The organism is Natronoarchaeum sp. GCM10025321, from assembly GCF_042663585.1.
In the GTDB taxonomy this organism is placed as follows: Archaea; Halobacteriota; Halobacteria; order Halobacteriales; family Natronoarchaeaceae; genus Natranaeroarchaeum.
The window spans coordinates 1,401,756-1,423,369 of record NZ_JBHTAN010000006.1 but is presented as its reverse complement, the minus strand read 5'-3'; the positions used below and the strand labels follow the sequence as shown (position 1 = coordinate 1,423,369).

Sequence of the window (21,614 nt, the reverse complement as noted above, 5' to 3'; positions counted from 1 at the left end):
AGCCCTGTCGCTGCGGTTGCTACAGACTGTAACAATTTGAATTCAAATAGTACCGACGCCGAATCTACAATTGGTAGTGAGTTCGATGTGAGGTTTAATCTAGTGATCGACAAGGATACAGAATGTGCTTCAGTCAAAGCCTCTAATGAGGCTTCGAGACCACGTCCTGTCAGTGTGAATTATTATGTAGACGATCTAATAATATCACACGAGTCCCCTGAACTCGATCCTGGGGAAACCTGGAACAAAACTTGGGACTTCAGCGAGCAGTATGATGTTACCCGAGACAACCACTCCGTATCTATCGGAACGACGGGACCGGATCTTGAAACGACCGTCCAGAAAGACTTCGACCTCTCCGACCCGGACATACCCGCACAGCGAATCGCCGACGTAGACCTCGTCGAAACAACTAACGAGGACGGTGATCCGATCGCTCAGGCAGCGATTACGTTCGAGAACCCATCGACGCATGCGAATCTTGGCGAGGTTTTCGTCCACACCAAGGAGACACACGGCTCCGGAGAACTGGCTCTCGTTCCGATAGGCGAGGAAGAGGCAACGGCCTACGTCGACCTGAACGACGACCCTGACAGCACTATCGAGGGGGAGATCCGTTATAATGCCCAGGGGATCAATCAGGACCACGGTGTCCGGGATCAGATGTGGTTCCGTGGCGAGGTGGATGGTGATGTGACGTTCCAGCGTCAGGAGTTCGAGGCTGTCGGGTACGCGGGCGACGACGATGCCTACCGATACGACGACCCACCGCTGATCGTCCAGTATATTCCGCCGTATAGATACATCGCTGCTGGTGTCATGATTGCGGGCATCGTACTGATCGCTGGTGCTCGGCGGTACTGGTCACGATAGAGTGCTGTAGGCTCTCCGTTCCCGCAGAGCGGAAGTTGTAATACCCCACACTTCTGACTCTCAAATATGAAGCGACGGACACTACTACAGGCAGGCCTCGCTGTCGGCAGTGCCAGCGTCGCCGGCTGTCTGGGTGTCCTCGAAACCGAATCCGTCTGGCAGAGTATCCCGGTCGTCGAAGACCGGCCCGATGCTGTTTACCTCCCTGCTGGTGCCGAGGAAATGGCGACCTATGGCGTGAGCCATAGCGGCGACTACGGGTTCGCGCTTCAGTACACGTTTCCACATCGGTTTTACAACATTACTGAAGCGGGGACGAAACGGGTGGACGTTCAGGAGTCCGACGCCATGCATCTGATGGTCACCATCTGGGACCGTGAGACGGGGACGGTGTTGCCCGCCGAACCACAGGTCGACATCTACTCGGCCGGTTCACTGGTAACCTCGCTTCGCCCGTGGGCGATGATCTCCCAGCGGATGGGATTCCACTACGGTGACAACGTGCAACTCGCCGGTAAAGGAACCTACACAGCCGAGGTTCGGACGGCGCCAATAAACGAACGTCTGGTTGGTGATCTAGAAGACCGGCTCCGCGAGACTGCAACTACGGAAATCGAGTTCGAGTACGACGTTGACGACATCTACGACCTCTCCTTCGAGGAGTACGACGAGTCAGAACGCGGTCGGCGTGACGCCGCGCCGCTGATGAACGGTAGAGAGGGTGGCGAGGACGGTGGGCACGACGAACACGATATGCACGCCCCCGTATCGGTTGTCCCTGCTCCCGATACACTCCCGGGAAGGTCTCTGGGGACCGCCAGCAGTAGTGATGCCGTCTTTGCGGCAAGCCTCGTCGATGGAGGCTCGCGCTTCGACGTGAGGCCGTATCTCCTGATATCCCTTCGGACACCGTACAACCGCGTCCCACTGCCGGAAATGTCGCTGACTGCGACGGGATTCCGGGACGGCGAGGCGGTCTTTTCCGACGAGCAGCTCTCGGCCGCTCTCGACCCCCAAGTCGACTTTCATTACGGGCTGGCTGCAGAGTCACTCGAAACGGTGGATACTGTTCGGATTGACGTCACTGCCCCGCCGGGAGTGTTACGACACGACGGCTACGAGACTGCGTTCCTCGATATCGATCCGGTCGAGTTTTCGCTCGAAGACTGAGAGCCGTATCGCCGCTCTGACGGGTCGTACCGTTCGAGCGAGTTGCAAAGCGTTTTACACGCTCGTTGCCATTTTTTCGATAATGATGACTGACGACGAGACAACCAGCACGGGTGATGCGGATCAGTCACCCGTCGTCTACGATCTCGACCCGGAGTGTACGCTCGACGACGTGGAGGAGGACGGTCTGTATCTCGGGACGGTCAACGGCGTCGTCGAGTACGGCGTCTTCGTCGACATCTCGGAGTTCGTCTCCGGGCTCGTTCACGAATCGAAACTCGACGGCGACTACGAAGTCGGCGACGAACTGGTCGTCGACCTCGACCAAGTGCGAGAGAACGGCGACGTCTCCTTCCGTTCGGTTGATATCGACGAGTACGACCTGCAGACCATCTCTCACGATTACGATATCACGACCGTCGACGAGCTAGAGGACAAGGTCGGTAACACCGTGTATCTGGCTGGGCAGGTCGTGCAGATCAAACAGACCGGCGGGCCGACACTCTTTCACGTGCGCGATGAAAGCGGTATCGTCCCCTGTGCGATCTTCGAGTCGGCTGGGGTCCGCGCGTATCCGGACGTCTCAGTCGACGATTACGTCCGTATCAGCGGGACACCCGAACACCGTGAAGGTGCGATCCAGATCGAAGCAGACTCGCTGACGGTCCTCGACGAGGAGGCCGACGAGGTCGAAGCGCGGCTAGAGGCCGCCGTTGAGGAGCGTGCGGCCCCGGCGGACGTGGATCCACTCATCGATTGGCCCGCGTTCGACAAGCTACGACCGGATCTCGAATCGGTTGCGCGGCTACTCCGGCGGACCGTGCTCGAAGGGCGGCCGATCAGGATCCGGCACCACGCAGACGGTGACGGCATGTGTGCCAGCGTCCCGGTCGAACTGGCGCTCGAACGATTTATCGAGGAAGTTCACGAGGATCCGGAGGCCAAACGACACCTGTTCAAACGGCTCCCGAGCAAAGCACCGTTCTACGAGATGGAAGACGCGACACGGGATCTGAACTTCGCGCTCGAAGACCGCGAGCGTCACGGCCAGAAGCTCCCCCTGTTGCTCATGCTGGACAACGGCAGCACCGAAGAGGACACACCGGCCTACGAGACGCTTCGACACTACGACATCCCAATCGTCGTGCTGGACCACCACCATCCGGATCCCGAGGCGGTCGAGCCACTCCTGACCGAGCACGTCAATCCGTATCTCTACGACGAGGACTACCGGATCACGACCGGCATGATGTGTGTCGAACTCGCTCGGATGATCGACCCGGACCTGACCGACGAGCTTCGGCACGTCCCCGCAGTCGCCGGGATCTCAGACCGCTCGGCCGCCGATGCGATGGACGACTACCTCGAACTGGCTGGAGAAGTCGGCTACGATTCTGACGACCTGAAAGACGTCGGGGAGGCGCTGGACTATGCCGCACACTGGCTCCGCTACGACTCCGGTCGCCATCTCGTCAACGACGCCCTCAACGTCGGCTGTGAGGACGAGGAGAAACACCACGAACTGGTCGATTTCCTCGCGGAGAAATCCCGTGGCGAGATCGACGAGCAGCTAGAGGCAGCGTTGCCACACGTCGAGCACGAGCGTCTCGATAACGGTGCACATCTCTATCGGATCGACGTCGAGAACGACACGCACCGGTTTACGTACCCCGCTCCGGGGAACACGACCGGTGCGATCCACGACCACAAGGTCGAGGAAACCGGCGATCCGGTGATCACCATCGGCTACGGCCCCGACTTCTCGGTACTCCGCAGCGACGGGGTCCGACTGGACATCCCGCGGATGGTCACGGAACTCGACGAAGAGATCGTCGGCGGCGGTGTCAGCGGCGGCGGCCACCTCGTCGTCGGTTCGATCAAGTTCGTCAAAGGGCGGCGTGAGGAGGTTCTGGACTCACTCGTCGAGAAGATGTCCGAGGCGGAGATCGACGAAGCACTCAGCAGCACGAAGTCTTCGGTCTGAATCCGGGCTACTCGAAGGCGAGGCGTCGCCGCGCTGTCTCCGCCGTTCCGACCCCGGTAACTACCAGAACGACTCCCAATCCGATGGGGAACCGCCAGACGAGGCCGGCCCAATCCGCATCGAACACGTCGGCGTAATATGAGCCGACCTCCTCCCCGTCGAGTACCAGTGCCAGTTCCCTGTTTTCTCGTAATGAGTGGGTGTTCCAGTTGATGCTGCCCAGGATGACCGTTTCCGAGTCCACGACGACGCCTTTGGTGTGTAGCTTCTCGTAGCGCCCGCCGGGGTCCGCCAGTCGGACCTCGATATCGAGGTTTTCGTCGGCAGCGAGGTCGTCGAGCCATGCCCGGAGTGCGGCGTTTTCCTCTTCGGCGTACCACGCACTGGAGAGGAGGATCCGGAGTTCGACGCCCCGGCGTGCTGCGTCGAGCGCTTCCCGGAGCAGCGGGTCGTCCCGACCACCGATCGACATCTGCGTGAGGCGGATCGATTCCTCAGCGTCCTGGATCTCCCGGCGGATCTCGGTCTCGGCGTTGTCGGGTGCCGTCAGGACGGTGGTCTCCTGGAGAGGGACGCGTTCGGGGTTGAACTCGGCCGGGTACGTCCCTGCTGTGGCTGGCTCTTCGACGGGGGCGACGGAATCACGATACGTGGCCCAGGGGATCGAATCGCTGGCCCCCAGGTCGGCCACGAACACGTCCGCTATCGCGTCCGCAGTCGGCCCGTCGTGTGTGACGACGCCCCAGCCCCGATTCGACTGGCCGCCGGTGCCCGAGGGCTTCCAGTTTTCGGTCATAACGAGTGCCTCGTCGTCAACGACGGCGAACTTCGCATGATGAAACCGATAGCGTGCTGTATCGCCGCCGAATGCCACCACATCGATGCCGGCGGCGGTTAACTCGTCCAGTTGCGCCGCCGAGCGTTCGGTCGTGCCGCCGACCGGAGACGCCTCGACAGCGACCTGTACGTCGACGCCGCGCTCGTGGGCATCTAGCAGTGCATCGGTGATGCGCGCGTCGGAGTAGGTGTATGCGGCGAGCATGATCCGCTCGTCGGCGTCCTCGATCAATCCGACGGGACGGTCGGACGCGTCCGGCAGGACGAACACGGTCGCTTCACCGCCCCCGACTCTTGCCGGGTCGAGATCGGTTGCTTCGACCGGCCTCCAGGACCCCTTGGTGTCGCCGTCTCGTTCCCATAGCTCCGTTTCCGCCGCACGGTCGTACTGAACGCTATCGACGACGGTGCCGTTCCGGCGAAGCGTCACCGTCTCGCCGTTCTCGGCGAACTGGATGTGGCCGTCGAGCGGGTACACCTCGTGGTCTGTGTGTGTTCGCGTTTCCGCAGGGTCGTGGCTGAACACGACCGTTCCGTCGAGCGTCGTTTCGGGAAGCCGTGCTTCCTGCCGGCCGTCGTCGTGAAGCGCTAACCCCTGTGGGTCCGTCTCGCTGGGGAACTCGATCGCGACGAACTCGCCGACGTTGCCGTCTGCGACCGGATTGGGGTACAGTTCCACGATCCGTGGCTGTTCTGTGGTGGCGGTTTCCCACTCCGGTGCTGTGGAGTTCTCCGCCTCCATTGCCGCCGACGCGGATACTATCCCAGCAGACGCTGTCGCGGCGCTCAACAGTACGGCTATGAGTATGATTGCGAGTGTGCTATGCCGTCGATCCTTCCGAGCCACGCGGTACCGTCGCCGCGGCTCCGTACAAAAACGTGTGGAGAGTGGTACGACGCCTCTGCGCGGCGGCGTCTTACTGGAGTGCTTCCGGCGGTTCGCCTGGGAGTTCGTCGCGGTCGTGTGGTGACTCGAAGTCCGGGGCAGGGCCGACGGGGACGAGACCCGTCGGGTTCACATCGTCGTGGGTGCGGTAGTAGTGGTGTTTGATGTGGTCCATGTTCACCGTCTCGGCGACGCCCGGTAGCTGATAGAGGTCGCGGAGGTAGCCCCAGAGATGCTCGTAGTCGGTGATCCGGGCGACGTTACACTTGAAGTGGGTGTTGTACACCTCGTCGAACCGGACGAGCGTCGTGAACATGGCGATATCGGCCTCGGTCAGCACGTCGCCCGCGAGGTAGCGCTGGTCGGACAGCACGTCGTCCCAGTGATCGAGCGCGTTGAATAGCTCCTCGATAGCTTGCTCGTGGGCCTCCTGTGATTTGGCGAAGCCAGCACGGTAGACGCCGTTGTTGATCGGCTCGTAGATGGCGTCGATGATGCGGTCGACCTCGTCGTGGTAGCCTTCGGGGTACAGGTCGACGTCTTTCTCGCCGAGGTCGTGAAACGCGGTGTCGAGCATCCGCATAATCTCTGCGGACTCGTTGTTGACGATGGTTTCGCGCTCCTTGTCCCAGAGGACGGGGACTGTCACGCGCCCGGTAAAGTCCTCGTCGGCCGCCGTGTAGACGTCCCGGAGATAGTCTGCTCCGTTCACTGTATCCGGCGTACAGTCGTCTTTGTCCGGCGAGAACCGCCACCCGTCGGCGATTCGGATCGGATCAACGACGTCGATGGAGATGACGTCTCCGAGTCCCTTGAGCGCTCTCGTGAGCAGTGTCCGGTGTGCCCAGGGACAGGCCTTGCTGACGTACAGGTGATAGCGCCCTGCCTCAGCGGGGAATTTGGCGTCCGGCGAATTCGATACCCGGTCGCGAAACGATGTCTCCTGGCGCTGGAACGCGCCTGAATCGTCGTTCGATTCGAACGCTGTTCGCGTCCACTCGCCGTCGAGAAGCATGTGCATACACGATAAGAGGTATCGTGGACGGTAGTATCCATCGTCATCACCCGTCCATTACCGGCATCGATGTCTTGCCATCTATCCACGGCAGTTAGCCGTTCAAAAACTCCCTTCTCTTGTATAATATTTACTTTCAATCTATAAATTGCTCTATATAGAAACAAATAAAAAGAAGGAACAGAACGTGTAATTATGGGCGCGTTCAGTGCATCAATAAAGGTGGCGCAGCTGGTCGGGATCAAAATGCTACTCGGGGTCGTGCTGATGCTTACCCCGATGTTGCTCCTGCTGTACTTCGGGGCTCTCTAACCGGGAACGAGTTACTCGCCGTCCGACCAATCCCCTTGAAACATCGTTCGCAGTCCCGACTCGTCGGCGAGCGCTTCGATGGCAGCGCGCGCTGTCGGCACCGAACACGACGCGTCCAGTTGCCATCCGTTCTCCATCGTGATCGATGACCCGCTGTCGCCGTGCCGAACCATCGGCTCCTCCGACTCCGGTCCCCATGGAAGCGAGATGCTCCCCTCCAACTGCCGGTGTTCTAGCAGGTACTCCACCGCCAGTCGGGTCGCGGTCGCCGCGTTCCGATGACCGACTGCGCCGACGGAAGTGCGTCCGTCGAAAAATCGGACGACAAACTCCTCTTCGCGCTCGACATCGAGTGCGAGTTCACGATTGCCCTCGCTGTCTATCCCTATGTTTCTCTCGCTGTCCCTCTCTGGGGGGCTCTCGCTCCCTATCTCCGGGGTTTCTAGCTCGTCGATGTCGGCGACGCTCTGGGCGCTCGCCGATTGTTCGTCGTGCTCGCGCTTCTCGTCTTCACTCACTTCCTGAGCGTTCTGTTCCGTACCTGCGGTATCAGGCCGGACAGCGGCGATGCTCGGTGAATCAGTAACCGAGTCGATCTCTGTTCCGTTCCTCTGATGCTCTGTGGTGTTGCCCTGGCGTTCGCGAAACGCATCCAGTAGGTCGTCGAGGAAGCGTTCGGTTGCCTCCTCGACCATCGGAGCGACGTCGTCGCCGGTCGTTGCGACGAGGCGCTCGGTGAGAGCGTTTTGGATCGCCTGCCGGTCGCCTTCAAGCCGTTCTACTGCGGTACTGTATCGCTCTTTGCGCCGCTCGACTCGTCTCGATGCCACCTGCTCCGTGTATCGCGACACCACGTCCATCCGGTCGGGGAGTCCGTCTAGTTCTACGGGTCGTCGTTCGAGCGTTCCTGTCTCGTCGACCCCAGCAAACACGAACTGTCGGCCGTTCGTGAGAATCCCCCAGTCGACGTCGGTGCCGAGCAGGACCGATCCCAATGCCTCGACGTCTGCTTCGCGCAGGTCCTCGCTACACGCTCGCGTCTCTACGACGATTTCGGGCACCTTCTCGACGAGGAGTGCGAAATTGACCGATTCCCCCCTGGCGTCGGCGAACTCGTACTCGGCGACGATCCGATCCAGTGACCAGCCAAGCGTCTCGAGAAACGGCTGGACCAGTCGGAGCTGGGTGTTCCGTTCCGAGAGCGAGGTAGTCGTGGCCACTCGCTCTCTCGTCTGCTCGGCATACTTTCGAAGCTCCTGAGCGTCCATCGACAGGTCCTTTCTCCCCCACGGTACTAATTGCTCGGGCGTCTGGTCCGTGGTCCCGATGACTGGCGGGAACTCATCGCTCGGCCGTCGCCGATTATCGTTCCCACGATTCGACACTGGAACGGTAGTTCTTTTAGGTGCCGAGACTACCCGGAGCATATGGTAACGCTCGGCCTGGTGGTCGCGACGTTCAACGCTCCGGTCACCGAGGAGATGGCTGCGTCGGCACGGTCGGCCGCCGAGGAAGCGGGGGTCGATATCGCTACGGAGATCGAAGTCCCCGGCGCGTACGACACGCCGCTGGCGGCGGACAAACTGGCTCGCCGAGAGGAGATCGACGCCGTCGCGGTCCTCGGTGCGATTATCACCGGCGACACCGATCACGACGACGTGATCGGGGCCGCGGCGGCCCAGAAACTCACCGACGTCAGTCTTGACCGGGATACGCCGGTCACGATGGGTATTACTGGCCCCGGCCAGAGCGCCGACGAGGCCCGAGCGCGTACCGACTACGGTGCACGAGCAATCGAAAGTGCGATCGATCTCGCAACCGAACTGGAGGACCTATAAATGGATTTCGCAGACAGAGTCGAACGTGTCGAACCGAGCGCGACGCTCGCGATCAGCGACCTCGCAACCGAACTCGAGGCCGAGGGCGCGGATGTCGTCGATCTGAGCGTCGGTGAACCGGACTTCCCGACCCCCGAGAACATCGTCGAGGCGGGCAAAGCCGCGATGGACGCCGGTCACACCGGCTATGCGCCCTCGAACGGCGTTCCCGCACTCAAAGAGGCAATCGCCGACAAACTCCACGACGACGGCCTCGATCAGTACGGCACCGAGAACGTCATCGTAACGCCCGGCGCGAAGATGGCGCTGTACGAGACTGTACAGGCCCTGATCGAAGACGGCGAGGAAGTCGTCCTGCTGGACCCCGCGTGGGTCTCCTACGAGGCGATGGTGAAGATGGCTGGCGGGTCGCTCAACCGCGTCGATACCTCGGAGCACGATTTCGCGCTCGAACCGGCGCTCGACGACCTCGGCGACGCCGTCTCGGACGAGACCGAACTGCTGGTCGTCAACACGCCCGGCAACCCGACCGGTGCGGTCTACTCGGACGCGGCGCTGGAGGGTGTCCGTGACCTCGCTGTCGAACACGACATCACTGTCATCGCCGACGAGATCTACAAGGAGATCACCTACGGCGTCGAGCAGACCAGCCTCGGAACCCTGGATGGGATGGAAGGCCGCACGGTCACGATCAACGGCTTCTCGAAGGCCTACTCGATGACTGGCTGGCGCCTCGGCTACGTCGCCGGCCCGGAGGAACTGATCGGCCAGGCGGGCAAGCTTCACTCGCACTCCGTCTCCTCCGCCGTCAACTTCGTCCAGCGCGCCGGAATCGAAGCGCTCGAAAACACTGACGAGGCGGTCGAGGAGATGGTCGATGCGTTCGCGGAGCGTCGGACCTTCCTGATCGACCTGCTCGCCGAACGCGGCGTCGACGTCGCAGAACCCGACGGCGCGTTCTACATGATGGTCCCTGTCGACGACGATGATCAAGCGTGGTGTGAGGGCGCAATCGAGGACGCCCACGTCGCGACGGTGCCCGGAAGCGCGTTCGGGACGCCCGGCTATGCGCGTATCTCTTACGCAAACAGCAAAGAGCGGATCGAGGAGGCTGTCGAGCGCCTCGACGCGGAAGGCTACCTGTAGTCGTCGCGGTCGATATTTTCCGAAAACTAGTCCGTCTCCGTCACCCGCGCCGTTCGAGGATGCGGTCGATGATCAGACCGGTCGAGAGCAACTCTTCCGCAGAGTCGGGTTCGCGCGCCGACGCGCGTTCCACCGTACAGTCGATCCCACGACGTTCCAGTTCGGCCTGAATCGCGTCGTCGTCGTGGTGCTGGTCGTGACCAAGCGTGATGACGTCCGGGTCGATCCGTTCGATCGGTGCAAAGATGTCCTCGGGGTGGCCGATGATCGCCCGGTCGACTGGCTTCAGAGCGTCGACCATCGTCACACGCTGGGAGTTCGGGAGGATCGGTGGGTCCTTGTGGGTGACGTTCTCGCCGCGGGCCACGATGACGACCAGCTCGTCGCCCATCGCTGCGGCGTCCCGCAGGTAGTGGACGTGGCCGGGGTGGAGAATGTCGAAGGTCCCCTGTGCGACGACTGTTCTCACCATCGTCGCCCCCGATCTAGCTCGTCGTCGCGTAGTTCCTCGTCGATGTCGTGCTGATCGAAGTGGAAGAAATCCTCGGAGTCGGGGAGCGAGACGTCGATGACGTTCAGTTCCGTCGGCTCCCCGTCGGAGTCGAACGCCTTCCAGTCGTCGCGCCCGTACGGCGCGCCGATGATGATGTGTCTCTCGCCGCGGGTGAACGTCCCCAGGTCGGCCTGGCTCGGTCGGAGCGCGCCGTTCGGGTGCGAGTGGACCGAGCCGAGCGATTTGTTGTCGTTCGGGATCATGTTCGTCTTGACCGTCGCGCTGACACTGTTCGATTCGGTGCCAGGGATGACCAGCACGTCCGTGATGACTAACCCCTCCCGGTCGAGTCCGAGTGTCTCGGCTTCGGTGCCCCGCAGCATCCCCATGTACTCGTTGGGATGTGCGTCTTCGGACGCCTGCAGGGCGAACTCCATGGTCTCCCGGGCGATCCCGAGAACTTCGCTCGACCGGAACAGGGAATCGAACAGGCCCATGGTGGGTACTCACCGTCTGCGGATGCTAAACGTTCCGGAACGACTGCCGGTTGCGACCACCACCGCCCGCGACTCCCTGCACTGTCGATAGCCAAAGCGTTTTGCGTATTCCACTACTTGCCTGACAGTAGTGTTGCCGAGCGTCGAGTTGTCGTTGTTGGCCGCCGTAGCCCTTACGAGCGGCGTCGCCACCCTGCCGCTCGTCGGTGCGGTCTGGCAACGGCGCGGGCAGGTCGGCGGCAGGTGGTTCGTCGGTATCGCGTCGCTCATGAGCGCAATCTGTTTCGGCTACGGCGTCGCGCTGTTGGTGTTCGAACCGCTATGGCTGCGAGCGTTTCTGGAGATGCTTGTCATGCTCTTTACGCTCTGGCTCGGCGTCGTCTGGCTCGCGTTCGCGCTGGTGTACACCGGGCGACAGTACGTCCTCCGGACGATGCCCGCCGCGCTCGTTCTGGGGCTGTTCGGACTGATTACCCTCGTGGCGGTAACGAACGAGTACCACGAACTGATCTGGAGTAACTTCCGACTCGACCCGGTCGCCAGCGCTGCGACCGTTTCCTACGAACTCACCGCAATATTCTTTTTCGTGTTCGCCATCGGCGTTACGCTACTCAGCGTCGCCCAGTTGCTCTTGCTCGATACGCTCGTCAGTTACGGCCGACTGTTCCGATCACAGACCGTCGCCTTGCTTCTCACGCCCGTTTTTCCGGTCGTCGGCATCATCGGCTACTTCTTTTCGCTGGGACCGGTCCCGCAGTACAGTTTCCTCCCGGTCCTGCTAGTTCCGCACATGCTGCTCGATATCTACGCGCTGTTCAGCGCGGGGATGTTCGAGTTCGACCCGGCGACCCGCCGCATCGGGGAGCGAACCGCGATTGACGACCTCGACACGCCGGTCGTGACAGTCGACACCGACCGTCGGGTCATCAACTTCAATACGGCCGCGGCATCGCTGTTCGGCGAGCACACCGACCGCTTCGTCGGAACCGATCTCTCGGAACTGGTCTCGGCCGACATCGACCTCCAGTGCCGGGAACAGGACATCGAACTACTCGCCGGCGGGGAACGGCGACAGTACCGGGTTACGACCTCACCGTTCGAGGACGTGACGGGTACCCGGCTAGGCTACACCACCGTCCTGCAGGACATCACTGACCTCCGCCAGCGCGAACAGCGCTTTGCCGTCGTCAATCGCGTGCTCCGACACAACCTCCGTAATGACCTGACCGTCATCGCGGGCCACGCTGAACTGATCGCTGACTCCGCGAGCGATCCGGCTCTCACCGATTCCGCCGAGACCATCGTCGACGAGAGTTCGGGGCTCCTCACGCTCTCGGAGCGCGCCCGCGAACTGAACCGGACGATCGATCGCTCCGTCGAGACCCGGAAGCCGATTGAGTTCCACGAGTTCGTCGACGACCTGATTTCTGAGTGGGACGACGGATCTGCCGAGGTGAGCGTGGCTGTCTCCCCGGGCCTCACTGTCCGAACCGATCCGGACGTCCTGGGCCTCGTGATCGGAAACCTCCTCGACAACGCGCTCGATCACTCGACTGACCCATCGCCAACCATCGAACTCAGAGCGCGATGCCGAGCAGCGGACGGTTCTTCGCTCTCTATCGAGATCGAAGACGATGGACCGGGGATTCCCGAAGAGGAGATCGCCGTCCTGCACGACGGAACCGAGGACGCCCTCCAACATGGGAGCGGTATCGGTCTGCGGGTCGTCCAGTCGGGGATCACCGCGCTAGGTGGCGACCTCTCGTTTTCGACTTCGGATAGCGGGACGACTGTCACCCTCCGGGTTCCCGGACTCCTGCGCGAGGATTCGACGGCCTCGTGAGAACGGCTGTTCGCGAGGAACCCACAACTATGTCGGGCAAACGGCATTTAATACACAGTAGTTCGAAGTGTCCGTATGGTAGTAACGTCACTCGTAACGTTCGGCGTGAGTCTGCTCATCGGCGCTATCGGCATCTACGTCGGCGCGAACCTCGTGGCCGATGTCCAGAGCTACTCGTATGCGCTGGTGACGGCGCTGATCGGCGGGATACTGTGGGGAATCGTCGAGTTCTTCGTCCCACTGATCGGCGGACTGGTCGCCTTTATTGCGTATCTCTGGGTGGTCAACAATCGCTATCCAGGGGGTTGGATCGACGCCATCCTCATCACGCTGGTCGCGTGGGTCGCGGTGGTCGTCACGCTGATCATCCTGTCAACGATCGGATTGGGTGGTCTCGAAGCGTACGGCGTCCCGGGCTAGCGCTACCTGTCGGGGTCGATACCTAACTCGCTGTCGACCAGGTCGACGGCGTTTCGCACCTTCCCGATTGTCGTTAGATACGACGCGCCGACCGTGGCTTTCGCTGCGGCCGCCGCCCGGCCGGTGACGACTGCGGGTCCGAGTTCCGCGACGGCGTCGTCACCGATGCTGACGACCCACCCCGGCGTATCGAAGTTGAACCGCTCGTATCGCGGGGAGAACAGCGCATCCCCGTCGCGCTCGTGTTCGACGGCGCGTGCAATCGAGTTGGCGACCGGCGTCGCCTCGCGGACGGCCGCCTGCGCGCTTGCCGGCACCGGTTCGCCGTCACCGTCGATCACCCGTGCGGTATCGCCCAGTACGAAGGTCCCGTCAGCGAGTTCCAGCGTACTCTTCACCTGTGGCCGCTCTCCGTCGAGTGCTCCCGGACCCCGAAGTCCGCCGGTCCAGACGAGCAGGTCGTGTTCGAGTTCCCCGCCGTTGGCCAGGTCGACCCGGTCCGCCGTCGCACCGGCGACAGTCGTATTCGTTCGTATCCGGATGTCGTTTGTTTCGAGGGTGTCCGCAACAGCCGCCGAAAACGGTTCGCTGAAGCCCGGTGCGACCCTGTCGAGGGCTTCGAGCAATACAATCTCCAGGTCCTCCCCAACCTGTTCCTTCCGACTCATAGCGGCGAGTTCGCCGGCGACCTGTATCCCCGATAGCCCGGCACCACCGATGACGACTCGGCCCGAGTTCTCGTCGAGCAGTTCGCGGAATCGCTCCCTGATGCGGTCTGCGTGCTCAAGTCGTTTGACCGGATGGCTGTTCGCTTCGAGACCCGGAATGTCGTAGTAGGCAGTCTCTGCACCGAGGGCGATGCCGGCGAAATCGTACTCGATCGTCCGCTCGCCGTCGAGTTCGACGGTTTTCGCGTCGACGTCGACGCCGGTTACCGTCGCCGTTTCGACCTGGGCGCGGCCGACGAGTTCTTCCAGGGGAATCGATATTTCCTCAGTCAGTTCGGGCCGCCTGATCACGCGGTGTAGTTCCTGCTGGACGAGATGTTCGCCAGTGTCGTCTACGAGGAGGATATCGACGTCGTGCGGCAGTCGGTCTTCGAGGCGTTGCGCGAGCGCAATGCCCGCGTAGCCGCCGCCGAGAACGAGAACGTTCATGGATGTAGTAGCGACCGCGGTAAGTAAAGGCTGTCTCCACCGGATCCTACTCTCCGGTGGCGACTTAGGCCTCAACGCGCCGTTTGAGCGCGCTGTTCATCTCCTCGAAGCCGCGCTGGACGGCCCCCTCGTTGAGCAACACGGGGACGAGGACGCCGCCGAACGACTCCTGCTGTCTGAACGTGACGCTGCCGTCATCGTTCGTATCGATACGGAACTCGTGGCGGCCATCGAACAGGTGTGGGAGGCCGAAGCGGCCAAGCCACGCCAGTCGCCGTGGCTCGTCGACGACGGTCACTTTCGGGCTGAACGTCGCACCCCTCCCGCCGGGTGGATCGACCCGGATGCTAAGTCGCCTGCCGACGGCTGCTTCGCCCTCGGCGTGGCGAATGAACGGGTTCCACTCGTCGTACGACTCGAAGTCGGTTAGCTCGGCCCAGACTGCCTCGGGATTGGCGTCTATCTCGATGGCCGATTCGATCGTTCGCATACCTCTGGTGTCGACCAGCGAGAAAAAGTACGCAGGGGGTCGCCCGTCTCAGAACAGCGCTTCCGACTCGTCGAGAAGCCGTGCCGGGCCGCCGACCTCCCAGATAGCGGATTTGACGCCGCAGTCTTCGAGCGTTTCTTTGACCAGTTCGGCGTGCTCGTCAGTCGTGTTGACGTAGACGCTCGCGCCGGTATCAGTCGAGAAGTACGCCGGAATCCCCTCTTCGTTGCGAAGCTTTCGCACGGCATTGAAGACGCGCAGGGTCGCTGGCTGCCAGTAGACCCACCCAGCGGGACCAGTCATGGTCGTTGCCGCCAGCGAGAGCGAGTCGTGCTCGGCTAGCTCGAAGGTGCGCTCGAAGTCGGCCTCGCGCAGCGAATCGCGCATCTCGGCGATCTGTTCGTGCATGTGTGCAAGCCGCGCCTGGAACATGTGGCTGTCGGCGGCCTCCTCGTGGGCCTGCTCGGTCTCCTTGTAGGAGGGGACCAGTCCGATGACGACTTTGAGGTCGTCTTCGAGGCCCGTTTCGATCCGTTCCGACCGGCAGTCCTCGTCGTTGAGACCCGCGTAGAGGTGTGAGAACGCGCCCGTGACCGACCGCGCGGCCGAGGAGGAGCCCCGGCGTGCGATGGTCGAAATCTCCGGACGGGACCACTCTAGCTCAGCGGCCTCGGCAAGCGCCATCGCGGCCGCCGCAAAGCCGGACGAGGAGGAACCGAGCCCCACGTTGGTCGGGAAGGAGTTCTCGCTCTCCAGTCGGACCCCGTAGACCGCGTGCGGGGCCTCGGAGGTCTTGCGGACGTAGTCGACGACGTCGTCGACCCGCTCTTTCGCGCGGCCGTCCAGTTCCTCGCCGTCGACGATGTAGCGGTCTTCCTCGCGCTCGAAGTCGAACTCGACGGTCGTCTTCGTATGGCTCGGGGCGGTACAGACGCTAATGCTGTCGTGATACGGAAGCCGCAACTGCTCGTCTCGCATTCCGTGGTACTTCACCAGTCCCTGAATCGGGTGCGCCTTTGCGGTGGCTTTCATACCTTCATGGCGTCGGGATATGCGCATAAAGGTTCGGCTTGGACATCGGTCCGTGATAGGCCTACCTACTACCGGTGCTACTCACCCGACTTGCTCGTTGTACGATTCCAGTACGTTCCGGATTGCCACTGTTAGCTCCTCGAACCGGTCGATGGACATGTCGTCGGTCGTCACCCAGACGCCGTGTGGCTCGTGGACGACGCGGGAGAGATAGCCGTTCTCGAACATCCGGATCGTCGCCTCGTACTGCCCGAGTTCGGAGTCCTTGTACGCTTCCTGGGATCGAAACCCGCGTCGTTCGTGTTCTGCAAAGCTTTCCAGATCAGCCGTGCGGTCCAGATCCGATCGGAGATACAGTTGTTCGATATCGTCGTGGGTGTAGTAGGTGATGCTTCTGAGTTCGTCACCCACGACAGTTCGGCAGACCCCGAGCAGTTCGTCCCGTATCTCGAAACCGTTGTGATTGCTCACATAGCGGATTGGACGAGCGAGGATAATACTGTAGTTTCCCGGTACTTGCGCGAAGACTCGGCCGACGGACCGTGGATGCCGGACCGAACCGAACCGCTGAAACCCCTCCGCTCAAACTCGAAGCCATGGGAACGCCGCTCGAACCGCGCGAAGCGCAGGCCGAGGAAGTCGTCGACCGACTGCTCGAAGAGTACCCCGACAGCGCGATATCGCTTCGGTACTCGAACCGCCTCGAACTGCTGATCGCCGTCATTCTCTCGGCGCAGTGTACCGATGAGCGGGTCAACACGGAGACTGAACATCTCTTCGAGAAGTACGACGGGCCCGAGGAGTACGCGACCGTCGACGAGGAGGAACTCGCAGAAGACCTGAACTCGATCACCTACTACAACAGCAAGGCGGGCTACATCAAGAGCACCTGTCAGACCATCCTCGAAGAACACGACGGCGAGGTCCCCGACACGATGGACGAACTCACCGAACTGTCGGGGGTTGGACGCAAGACGGCCAATGTCGTCCTCCAGCACGCTCACGACGTCGTCGAGGGAATCGTCGTCGACACGCACGTCCAGCGGATCTCCCGACGGCTTGGACTGACCGAGCAAGAGCGACCCGAAGCGATCGAGTCGGATCTGATGGAGATCGTCCCGGAAGACGTCTGGCAACAGTACACCCACCTCCTGATCGATCACGGTCGTGCAGTCTGCACTGCGCGGAACCCCGACTGTGGGGATTGCGTGCTCGCCGACATCTGTCCTTCGGAAAAAGGCGACAACGACGTGGATCTCGCCAGCGGCGAGGCGTGGTGAGCGCCCGCCCTAGAACAGATAAATAAATCGCAGCAGGAACCGGAAGACGCCGATCAGGTAGGCGATGATCCAGCAACCGACGTAGCCGAAGACGCCGATCCGGAGCCGCCAGCGCCACGCGCTCATGTTCTCGTGGAGTTCGCTGATGTCGATGTCGCCGCTCGATTCGTGATAGAGATTGTGCTGGCGCTTGACCTGAAAGATCCGAACGATTCCGGTCAGTCCGACGAGCAACAGCGCGTACGCCTGCAGGCCGAAGAACATATGTACCGCCAGCAGCGGCGAGAACTGGTCGAACGCGTTCGGAATCATCCACGTGACCATCGGCACGGTCGTCAGCACCAGCCCTGCGGTGACGTACTTGAGGTGGTGGATCAGGACGTCCCACGTGACGACCTCTTCCTGAAGAATGATCCACGCCCCATAGAGATACAGCGGAAAACTGAGCGTCACCAGCAATGTGGCGACCGTCGCATAGACGTACTCCGACATCGGCTGATCTTAGGAAGAGTGACGTTTAAAACACGCGATAGCTCCCACGACGATGGCGGAAAACGTATGTCCCGGGCACCCGAATTTCAGGTAATGGCTGACTCATCGACGTCGCCCGAGGCCGACGACGAATCCGAGCGGTCCGATACCGGAGCGTCGGCGGACGCCGAGGAGGGTGTCGAGGAGACAGACGAGTCACGTGATGCCGACCGCCCGACTGACGGGGAGCAGGTCGGTGGCAACCCTCTGTCCGACGAGCGCTCCGACGACGAGGTATCCGACGAGGAACTACTCGAAGAGATCGAAGCCCAGTACGACTTCGACGACTTCGGCCCCTCCGACATGGAAGACATGTCGATCGACGAGTGGGAAGCGGCGTTCGATCCACAGTCATGGATCACCGGCGGCGAACTGATCGACCGGGTCGAACAGGAGTTGCTCACGCGGATCGCACAGCGCGAGGTGTTCGCCGTACTCGAACGCGTCGACGCCGGCGACGACGGGGAACTGCTGATCGCGTACTCCGACCAGGACTACGCGCTGATCTTCCCCGATGGAACGGTAGAAGGAACGGGGACAGTGCTGCGTGACGTCAAGCCGACGGTTGCGCTATGCTCGATGGAGGAGTACGACCCGCAGGAGCCCCCGGAGGGAGACTTTCTCCTCCCACGGCCCGACGAAGTACCGGAACGGAGCAGCGAGGTGGGGAACCTGATGATACAGGTGATCGCGGGCGCACAGATGCTCGCCGGGCTTGGATTGCTTGGGGTCTCGCTGTATCTCGCCATCTCGGGTGGTGGAGCGACCGGAACACCACTGATTACCGGCGTTGCGGGACTCGCGTTCATCGTCATCGCTGTGTTCCTATTTATCACCGTGGCCAACGCTCGCCTCTCCGATCGGTTCCGTTCTGAGGAGTACAAAGAACGACTGCGAAAGGTGGGACTCGAAGACGGCGAGCGACCGGACTTCCTGCCGATAGAGGAGCCAGAGAATCGACTGCACCCCGTTCGGAACCGGAATCGAAAGGAAGATTAAAGCCCGCTCTTTGGCGGATTCATCGGTGGGTTTAAGCGAACACAATCCTGACCTTATTCTGTATGAACAGGCGGGACTTTCTGAAGACGGCCAGCGGCGTTTCGGCCGGCGCGGCCGCTGTTAGCGCGGCGGGAACGCCTGCCGCCGCGGAGGGCCAGAGTGCGTACTCCGCCGTGTCTTCGCTCCAGGAGGACGGGGAGACCGAGAACGGCGACGAGGAGAACGGGACCGAAGAGAACGGCGGAGAAGCTAACGGTACCGCCGAGAACGGTGGTGAAGACGGGGCGACCGAGACACTGACGGTCGGGCCGGACGGCGAAACCGTCTTCGATCCGGACAGTCTAACGATCGAGCCGGGAACGACGGTCGAGTTCGTCTGGGACTCCGACACACACAACATGGTCGTCCAGAGTGGCCCAGACGAGTGGGAAGGCCACGAGCCGATCGAGGACGCCGGCTTCTCGTACGAGCATACTTTCGAAGAGGAAGGCACCTACGAGTACATCTGCGAACCCCACGTTGCCGCCGGTATGGAGGGCACCATCACCGTCACGTCAGATGGTGAGGCCGGTGGCGGCGGCACGGCGCAGACGGAACTCGATATCCACGATATCGGCGTGCCGGTCCAGAAGCACTTCCTCGGCGCGGCGACGTTCGCCGCGATGTTCGTGACCTTCGCGTTCACGTTCTACATGCTCAAGTACGGCGAATCGGCAAACACAAGCTACCCCAACAAGAAGAACTGATCAATGTCATCAACAGGAAGTTCGTACGGCGACATTCATCGATACGAGCAGCCGCGAGAGAGTACAGCGGCCGCAATCGCGATCATCCTCTTGACGCTCATCGAAATCGTCTTCGTCGGGATCTTCACCTACGGTCTCGTCGAGGGCTGGGCGCGCGGAGCGGTTCCCGACCCCGGTAACATGTTTCTTGGCACGATCCTGGCGCTGATCTTTATCGATCTTGCGTTCATTCTGGCGCTCTACCGCAAGGAGTTCCTGCCGGACGTCATGATCGTCAAGAAGCGACGGCGCAAGTGGGAGGATCTATACATTAGCGAAGAGGACGCCGACGGAGACGAACTGGGAGACGACGCTGTCGAACAGTTCAAGCGAGCAGTCTACCCATACTACAAGAAATAAATTATGCCAGATAGTGACAAATATCCGGTCGAATCGGATCGTCGCCGCTTTGTCAAGGGTGTTGTGGGGAGCGCCGCGCTCTCAGGAATCGGTGTCACCACCGCGGTGAGCCTCGATTCCATGACCTCCCAGACCGGTGAAGGCGGTGGAACGGTGTTATACAGAGGAAACGAACGAATCGGCGGTCCCGCGCCACGGGGCATGCCACAGATCCCGCTCGAAGTCGACGACGAGGGATACGTTCGCGGTATCTGGCCCGAGATCGAGGAGGGTGGCCCCAACGAGGCACCCGTCGCCGAACAGGAGATCGGTGGCGTCACCTACTCGACAGAGTGGTTCCAGTACTGTGGCTCGCAGACGAGTCCAGCCGTCGACCCTCGAGAAGACCGAGACAACTACTTCCGATACGTCGGGGCGAGCCAGTACGATTGGCAGAACGAGCAGGTCGAGGGCGGCGACCGGGTCCATATCGACGACTTCGAGGATTACGAGGATTTCAACACGCCTGTCGGAGAGGCGGGAATCGGGAAGGGTGCCCTGGTCAGTTGGCGCTCGCAAGGGCTTTCGCCGGGCGACCGACTGACGGTGTTGCTCATCCGCAGTACGCAGGTAGAGGAGGCAGCCCAAGACGACGACTGGGTCGAGGGCTCGACGGATCAGGGCTTCATTGCTAACCTCAATCAGTGTACCCACTACTGCTGTGTGCCCGGATTCCGGGTGCTCGGCGAGGCCCGCCAGTTCGGCGCGGAGAACAACATTTACTGCAACTGCCACCAGTCGGTGTACGACCCGTTCAGCATCACCGAACAGCAGTACACCGCACTGCCAAGAGAGGGTACATCGGTCATCCCGAGTGAATACAGAGAATGAGCTTACAGAAAAAAGACGACTTCGATCACGGCGAATGGCTCGACCAGAAAGAGCTCTCCCTGATCGAGAAGACGTACCTGTTCACCTTGATGTGGCTCGACAAGCGGCTCCGGATCGTCGATTACCTGGAACTGCTTGAGGACCAGTACTACAAGATGAACATGCAGATGCCGAAGAGCCACACGGAACAGTACAATCTGGACAACAAGTTCTGGTACTGGTATCCGTTATACTCGTTAGGATCACTGTCGATCATTGCCTACGTCGTACTGGCAATAACGGGTGCGCTCCTCGGCTTCTACTACGCGCCTGCAACCGCGGGCGAGGAAGCATCAGTCGCATTCAACCAGATGCTGTTCATCCTCGGTGAACTGAACTTCGGCTACATGCTGCGAAGCATTCACCGCTGGGCAGCACAGTTCATGGTTGCGGCCGTCTTCCTGCACATGCTGCGGGTCTACTTCACGGGCGCGTACAAGGAACCCCGCGAGGTCAACTGGATCATCGGCGTCGTGTTGATCCTGCTGCTGTTGCTCTTCGGCTTCAGCGGCTACCTCCTGCCGTGGAACCAGCTATCGCTGTGGGCCGGGCAGATTGGGGTCGAGATGGCGCAGTCAGTGCCGCTCGTCGGAGAGTGGGCCGCGTTGCTTGTCTTCGGCGGGTTCCAGATGGGCCAACCGACACTGATGCGGATGTACATCATGCACGTGTTCCTCTTGCCGTTCGTCGTGACGGCACTGATCGCACTGCACGTCGGCATCGTCTGGATGCAGGGAATCGCAGAACCACACTAAAT

General features: G+C 61.4%; 23 protein-coding genes. 13 read left to right on the top strand and 10 right to left on the bottom strand.

Going from position 1 to position 21,614, the window contains the following annotated elements; translation table 11 throughout:
- The first annotated feature begins 174 nt into the window (after window positions 1-174).
- The 3 genes from ACFQL3_RS09990 to ACFQL3_RS09980 all read left to right on the top strand — a co-directional run bounded on the left by ACFQL3_RS09990 (window position 175) and on the right by ACFQL3_RS09980 (window position 4,027).
- Complete coding sequence (locus tag ACFQL3_RS09990) at window positions 175-873, top strand: hypothetical protein (protein ID WP_377053813.1); 699 nt, start codon at window positions 175-177, stop codon at window positions 871-873.
- Window positions 874-939: 66 nt separating this feature from the next.
- Window positions 940-2,043: a DUF7350 domain-containing protein gene (locus ACFQL3_RS09985; protein WP_377053811.1), complete on the top strand. Its 1,104-nt coding sequence runs from the start codon at window positions 940-942 to the stop codon at window positions 2,041-2,043.
- Between the two features lie 85 nt (window positions 2,044-2,128).
- On the top strand, window positions 2,129-4,027 hold the full coding sequence (locus ACFQL3_RS09980; RefSeq protein ID WP_377057074.1) for a DHH family phosphoesterase: 1,899 nt from the start codon (window positions 2,129-2,131) through the stop codon (window positions 4,025-4,027).
- A 7-nt stretch (window positions 4,028-4,034) separates the two neighbouring features.
- On the opposite strand, the gene ACFQL3_RS09975 is transcribed toward ACFQL3_RS09980, so the two are convergent.
- The 3 genes from ACFQL3_RS09975 to ACFQL3_RS09965 form a co-directional block, all read right to left on the bottom strand.
- Complete coding sequence (locus tag ACFQL3_RS09975) at window positions 4,035-5,606, bottom strand: phospholipase D-like domain-containing protein (protein ID WP_377053809.1); 1,572 nt, start codon at window positions 5,604-5,606, stop codon at window positions 4,035-4,037.
- A 175-nt stretch (window positions 5,607-5,781) separates the two neighbouring features.
- Window positions 5,782-6,771 carry a glutathione S-transferase family protein gene (locus ACFQL3_RS09970; protein WP_377053807.1) on the bottom strand — a complete coding sequence of 330 codons (990 nt, stop codon included), beginning with the start codon at window positions 6,769-6,771 and terminating at the stop codon, window positions 5,782-5,784.
- 317 nt (window positions 6,772-7,088) lie between these two features.
- Window positions 7,089-8,345, bottom strand: a complete 1,257-nt coding sequence (locus ACFQL3_RS09965; protein WP_377053805.1) for a hypothetical protein — start codon at window positions 8,343-8,345, stop codon at window positions 7,089-7,091.
- Window positions 8,346-8,504: 159 nt separating this feature from the next.
- Here ACFQL3_RS09965 and ribH point away from each other — a divergent pair, with 159 nt between their 5' ends.
- On the top strand, window positions 8,505-8,915 hold the full coding sequence (gene ribH, locus ACFQL3_RS09960; protein WP_377053803.1) for a 6,7-dimethyl-8-ribityllumazine synthase: 411 nt from the start codon (window positions 8,505-8,507) through the stop codon (window positions 8,913-8,915).
- Window positions 8,916-10,061 (top strand): pyridoxal phosphate-dependent aminotransferase, encoded by a 1,146-nt coding sequence (locus ACFQL3_RS09955; RefSeq protein ID WP_377053801.1) that lies wholly within the window; start codon window positions 8,916-8,918, stop codon window positions 10,059-10,061.
- 40 nt (window positions 10,062-10,101) lie between these two features.
- Here the strand turns inward: ACFQL3_RS09955 and ACFQL3_RS09950 are convergent, their stop codons facing one another.
- Window positions 10,102-10,533: an adenylyltransferase/cytidyltransferase family protein gene (locus ACFQL3_RS09950; RefSeq protein ID WP_377053799.1), complete on the bottom strand. Its 432-nt coding sequence runs from the start codon at window positions 10,531-10,533 to the stop codon at window positions 10,102-10,104.
- Window positions 10,527-11,051 carry a Mov34/MPN/PAD-1 family protein gene (locus tag ACFQL3_RS09945; RefSeq protein WP_377053797.1) on the bottom strand — a complete coding sequence of 175 codons (525 nt, stop codon included), beginning with the start codon at window positions 11,049-11,051 and terminating at the stop codon, window positions 10,527-10,529. Before ACFQL3_RS09945 ends, ACFQL3_RS09950 begins: the two co-directional genes overlap by 7 nt.
- Window positions 11,052-11,181: 130 nt before the next feature.
- Here ACFQL3_RS09945 and ACFQL3_RS09940 point away from each other — a divergent pair, with 130 nt between their 5' ends.
- Both ACFQL3_RS09940 and ACFQL3_RS09935 read left to right on the top strand, forming a co-directional pair.
- Entirely contained in the window at window positions 11,182-12,894 is a 1,713-nt protein-coding gene (locus tag ACFQL3_RS09940) for a histidine kinase N-terminal 7TM domain-containing protein (protein WP_377053795.1), read from the top strand.
- Between the two features lie 75 nt (window positions 12,895-12,969).
- Window positions 12,970-13,314 carry a hypothetical protein gene (locus tag ACFQL3_RS09935; RefSeq protein WP_377053793.1) on the top strand — a complete coding sequence of 115 codons (345 nt, stop codon included), beginning with the start codon at window positions 12,970-12,972 and terminating at the stop codon, window positions 13,312-13,314.
- A 2-nt stretch (window positions 13,315-13,316) separates the two neighbouring features.
- Here ACFQL3_RS09935 and ACFQL3_RS09930 read toward each other — a convergent pair whose 3' ends face one another.
- The 4 genes from ACFQL3_RS09930 to ACFQL3_RS09915 all read right to left on the bottom strand — a co-directional run bounded on the left by ACFQL3_RS09930 (window position 13,317) and on the right by ACFQL3_RS09915 (window position 16,464).
- Entirely contained in the window at window positions 13,317-14,471 is a 1,155-nt protein-coding gene (locus ACFQL3_RS09930) for an NAD(P)/FAD-dependent oxidoreductase (protein WP_377053791.1), read from the bottom strand.
- A gap of 64 nt (window positions 14,472-14,535) precedes the next feature.
- Entirely contained in the window at window positions 14,536-14,961 is a 426-nt protein-coding gene (locus ACFQL3_RS09925; RefSeq protein ID WP_377053789.1) for an SRPBCC family protein, read from the bottom strand.
- 48 nt (window positions 14,962-15,009) lie between these two features.
- Window positions 15,010-15,993, bottom strand: coding sequence for a phosphomevalonate decarboxylase MvaD (gene mvaD / locus ACFQL3_RS09920; protein WP_377053787.1), 984 nt, complete (start codon window positions 15,991-15,993; stop codon window positions 15,010-15,012).
- An 81-nt stretch (window positions 15,994-16,074) separates the two neighbouring features.
- On the bottom strand, window positions 16,075-16,464 hold the full coding sequence (locus ACFQL3_RS09915) for a DUF7522 family protein (protein ID WP_377053785.1): 390 nt from the start codon (window positions 16,462-16,464) through the stop codon (window positions 16,075-16,077).
- 125 nt (window positions 16,465-16,589) lie between these two features.
- Between ACFQL3_RS09915 and nth the strand changes: the two genes are divergently transcribed.
- Window positions 16,590-17,273: an endonuclease III gene (gene nth / locus ACFQL3_RS09910; RefSeq protein ID WP_377053783.1), complete on the top strand. Its 684-nt coding sequence runs from the start codon at window positions 16,590-16,592 to the stop codon at window positions 17,271-17,273.
- A gap of 9 nt (window positions 17,274-17,282) precedes the next feature.
- On the opposite strand, the gene ACFQL3_RS09905 is transcribed toward nth, so the two are convergent.
- Window positions 17,283-17,765, bottom strand: coding sequence for a DUF7321 family protein (locus tag ACFQL3_RS09905; protein WP_377053781.1), 483 nt, complete (start codon window positions 17,763-17,765; stop codon window positions 17,283-17,285).
- A gap of 93 nt (window positions 17,766-17,858) precedes the next feature.
- On the opposite strand from ACFQL3_RS09905, the gene ACFQL3_RS09900 reads away from it, so the two are divergent.
- From ACFQL3_RS09900 to ACFQL3_RS09880, 5 genes are all read left to right on the top strand, one after another.
- Window positions 17,859-18,803 (top strand): DUF7319 domain-containing protein, encoded by a 945-nt coding sequence (locus tag ACFQL3_RS09900; RefSeq protein WP_377053779.1) that lies wholly within the window; start codon window positions 17,859-17,861, stop codon window positions 18,801-18,803.
- Window positions 18,804-18,865: 62 nt separating this feature from the next.
- Window positions 18,866-19,549: a plastocyanin/azurin family copper-binding protein gene (locus ACFQL3_RS09895; RefSeq protein ID WP_377053777.1), complete on the top strand. Its 684-nt coding sequence runs from the start codon at window positions 18,866-18,868 to the stop codon at window positions 19,547-19,549.
- 3 nt (window positions 19,550-19,552) lie between these two features.
- Complete coding sequence (locus tag ACFQL3_RS09890; protein WP_377053775.1) at window positions 19,553-19,948, top strand: DUF7318 family protein; 396 nt, start codon at window positions 19,553-19,555, stop codon at window positions 19,946-19,948.
- 3 nt (window positions 19,949-19,951) lie between these two features.
- The gene (locus ACFQL3_RS09885; RefSeq protein ID WP_377053773.1) at window positions 19,952-20,818 is read left to right on the top strand and encodes a ubiquinol-cytochrome c reductase iron-sulfur subunit; all 867 of its coding nucleotides are present in this window, start codon (window positions 19,952-19,954) and stop codon (window positions 20,816-20,818) included.
- The gene (locus ACFQL3_RS09880) at window positions 20,815-21,612 is read left to right on the top strand and encodes a cytochrome b (RefSeq protein WP_377053771.1); all 798 of its coding nucleotides are present in this window, start codon (window positions 20,815-20,817) and stop codon (window positions 21,610-21,612) included. Before ACFQL3_RS09885 ends, ACFQL3_RS09880 begins: the two co-directional genes overlap by 4 nt.
- Window positions 21,613-21,614 lie beyond the last annotated feature (2 nt).

Excerpts from the sequence above, each read along its gene's own strand:
- ACFQL3_RS09950 (WP_377053799.1), bottom strand. The coding sequence starts at position 10,533 with ATGGTGAGAACAGTCGTCGCACAGGGGACCTTCGACATTCTCCACCCC.
- ACFQL3_RS09905 (WP_377053781.1), bottom strand. The coding sequence starts at position 17,765 with ATGTCGGAGTACGTCTATGCGACGGTCGCCACATTGCTGGTGACGCTC.
- ACFQL3_RS09890 (WP_377053775.1), top strand. The coding sequence starts at position 19,553 with ATGTCATCAACAGGAAGTTCGTACGGCGACATTCATCGATACGAGCAG.
- ACFQL3_RS09975 (WP_377053809.1), bottom strand. The coding sequence starts at position 5,606 with ATGGAGGCGGAGAACTCCACAGCACCGGAGTGGGAAACCGCCACCACA.
- ACFQL3_RS09945 (WP_377053797.1), bottom strand. The coding sequence starts at position 11,051 with ATGGGCCTGTTCGATTCCCTGTTCCGGTCGAGCGAAGTTCTCGGGATC.
- ACFQL3_RS09930 (WP_377053791.1), bottom strand. The coding sequence starts at position 14,471 with ATGAACGTTCTCGTTCTCGGCGGCGGCTACGCGGGCATTGCGCTCGCG.
- ACFQL3_RS09970 (WP_377053807.1), bottom strand. The coding sequence starts at position 6,771 with ATGCACATGCTTCTCGACGGCGAGTGGACGCGAACAGCGTTCGAATCG.
- ribH (WP_377053803.1), top strand. The coding sequence starts at position 8,505 with ATGGTAACGCTCGGCCTGGTGGTCGCGACGTTCAACGCTCCGGTCACC.
- ACFQL3_RS09935 (WP_377053793.1), top strand. The coding sequence starts at position 12,970 with ATGGTAGTAACGTCACTCGTAACGTTCGGCGTGAGTCTGCTCATCGGC.
- ACFQL3_RS09980 (WP_377057074.1), top strand. The coding sequence starts at position 2,129 with ATGACTGACGACGAGACAACCAGCACGGGTGATGCGGATCAGTCACCC.
- ACFQL3_RS09895 (WP_377053777.1), top strand. The coding sequence starts at position 18,866 with ATGAACAGGCGGGACTTTCTGAAGACGGCCAGCGGCGTTTCGGCCGGC.
- ACFQL3_RS09965 (WP_377053805.1), bottom strand. The coding sequence starts at position 8,345 with ATGGACGCTCAGGAGCTTCGAAAGTATGCCGAGCAGACGAGAGAGCGA.
- ACFQL3_RS09885 (WP_377053773.1), top strand. The coding sequence starts at position 19,952 with ATGCCAGATAGTGACAAATATCCGGTCGAATCGGATCGTCGCCGCTTT.
- ACFQL3_RS09900 (WP_377053779.1), top strand. The coding sequence starts at position 17,859 with ATGGCTGACTCATCGACGTCGCCCGAGGCCGACGACGAATCCGAGCGG.
- ACFQL3_RS09985 (WP_377053811.1), top strand. The coding sequence starts at position 940 with ATGAAGCGACGGACACTACTACAGGCAGGCCTCGCTGTCGGCAGTGCC.
- ACFQL3_RS09880 (WP_377053771.1), top strand. The coding sequence starts at position 20,815 with ATGAGCTTACAGAAAAAAGACGACTTCGATCACGGCGAATGGCTCGAC.
- nth (WP_377053783.1), top strand. The coding sequence starts at position 16,590 with ATGGGAACGCCGCTCGAACCGCGCGAAGCGCAGGCCGAGGAAGTCGTC.
- ACFQL3_RS09925 (WP_377053789.1), bottom strand. The coding sequence starts at position 14,961 with ATGCGAACGATCGAATCGGCCATCGAGATAGACGCCAATCCCGAGGCA.
- mvaD (WP_377053787.1), bottom strand. The coding sequence starts at position 15,993 with ATGAAAGCCACCGCAAAGGCGCACCCGATTCAGGGACTGGTGAAGTAC.
- ACFQL3_RS09955 (WP_377053801.1), top strand. The coding sequence starts at position 8,916 with ATGGATTTCGCAGACAGAGTCGAACGTGTCGAACCGAGCGCGACGCTC.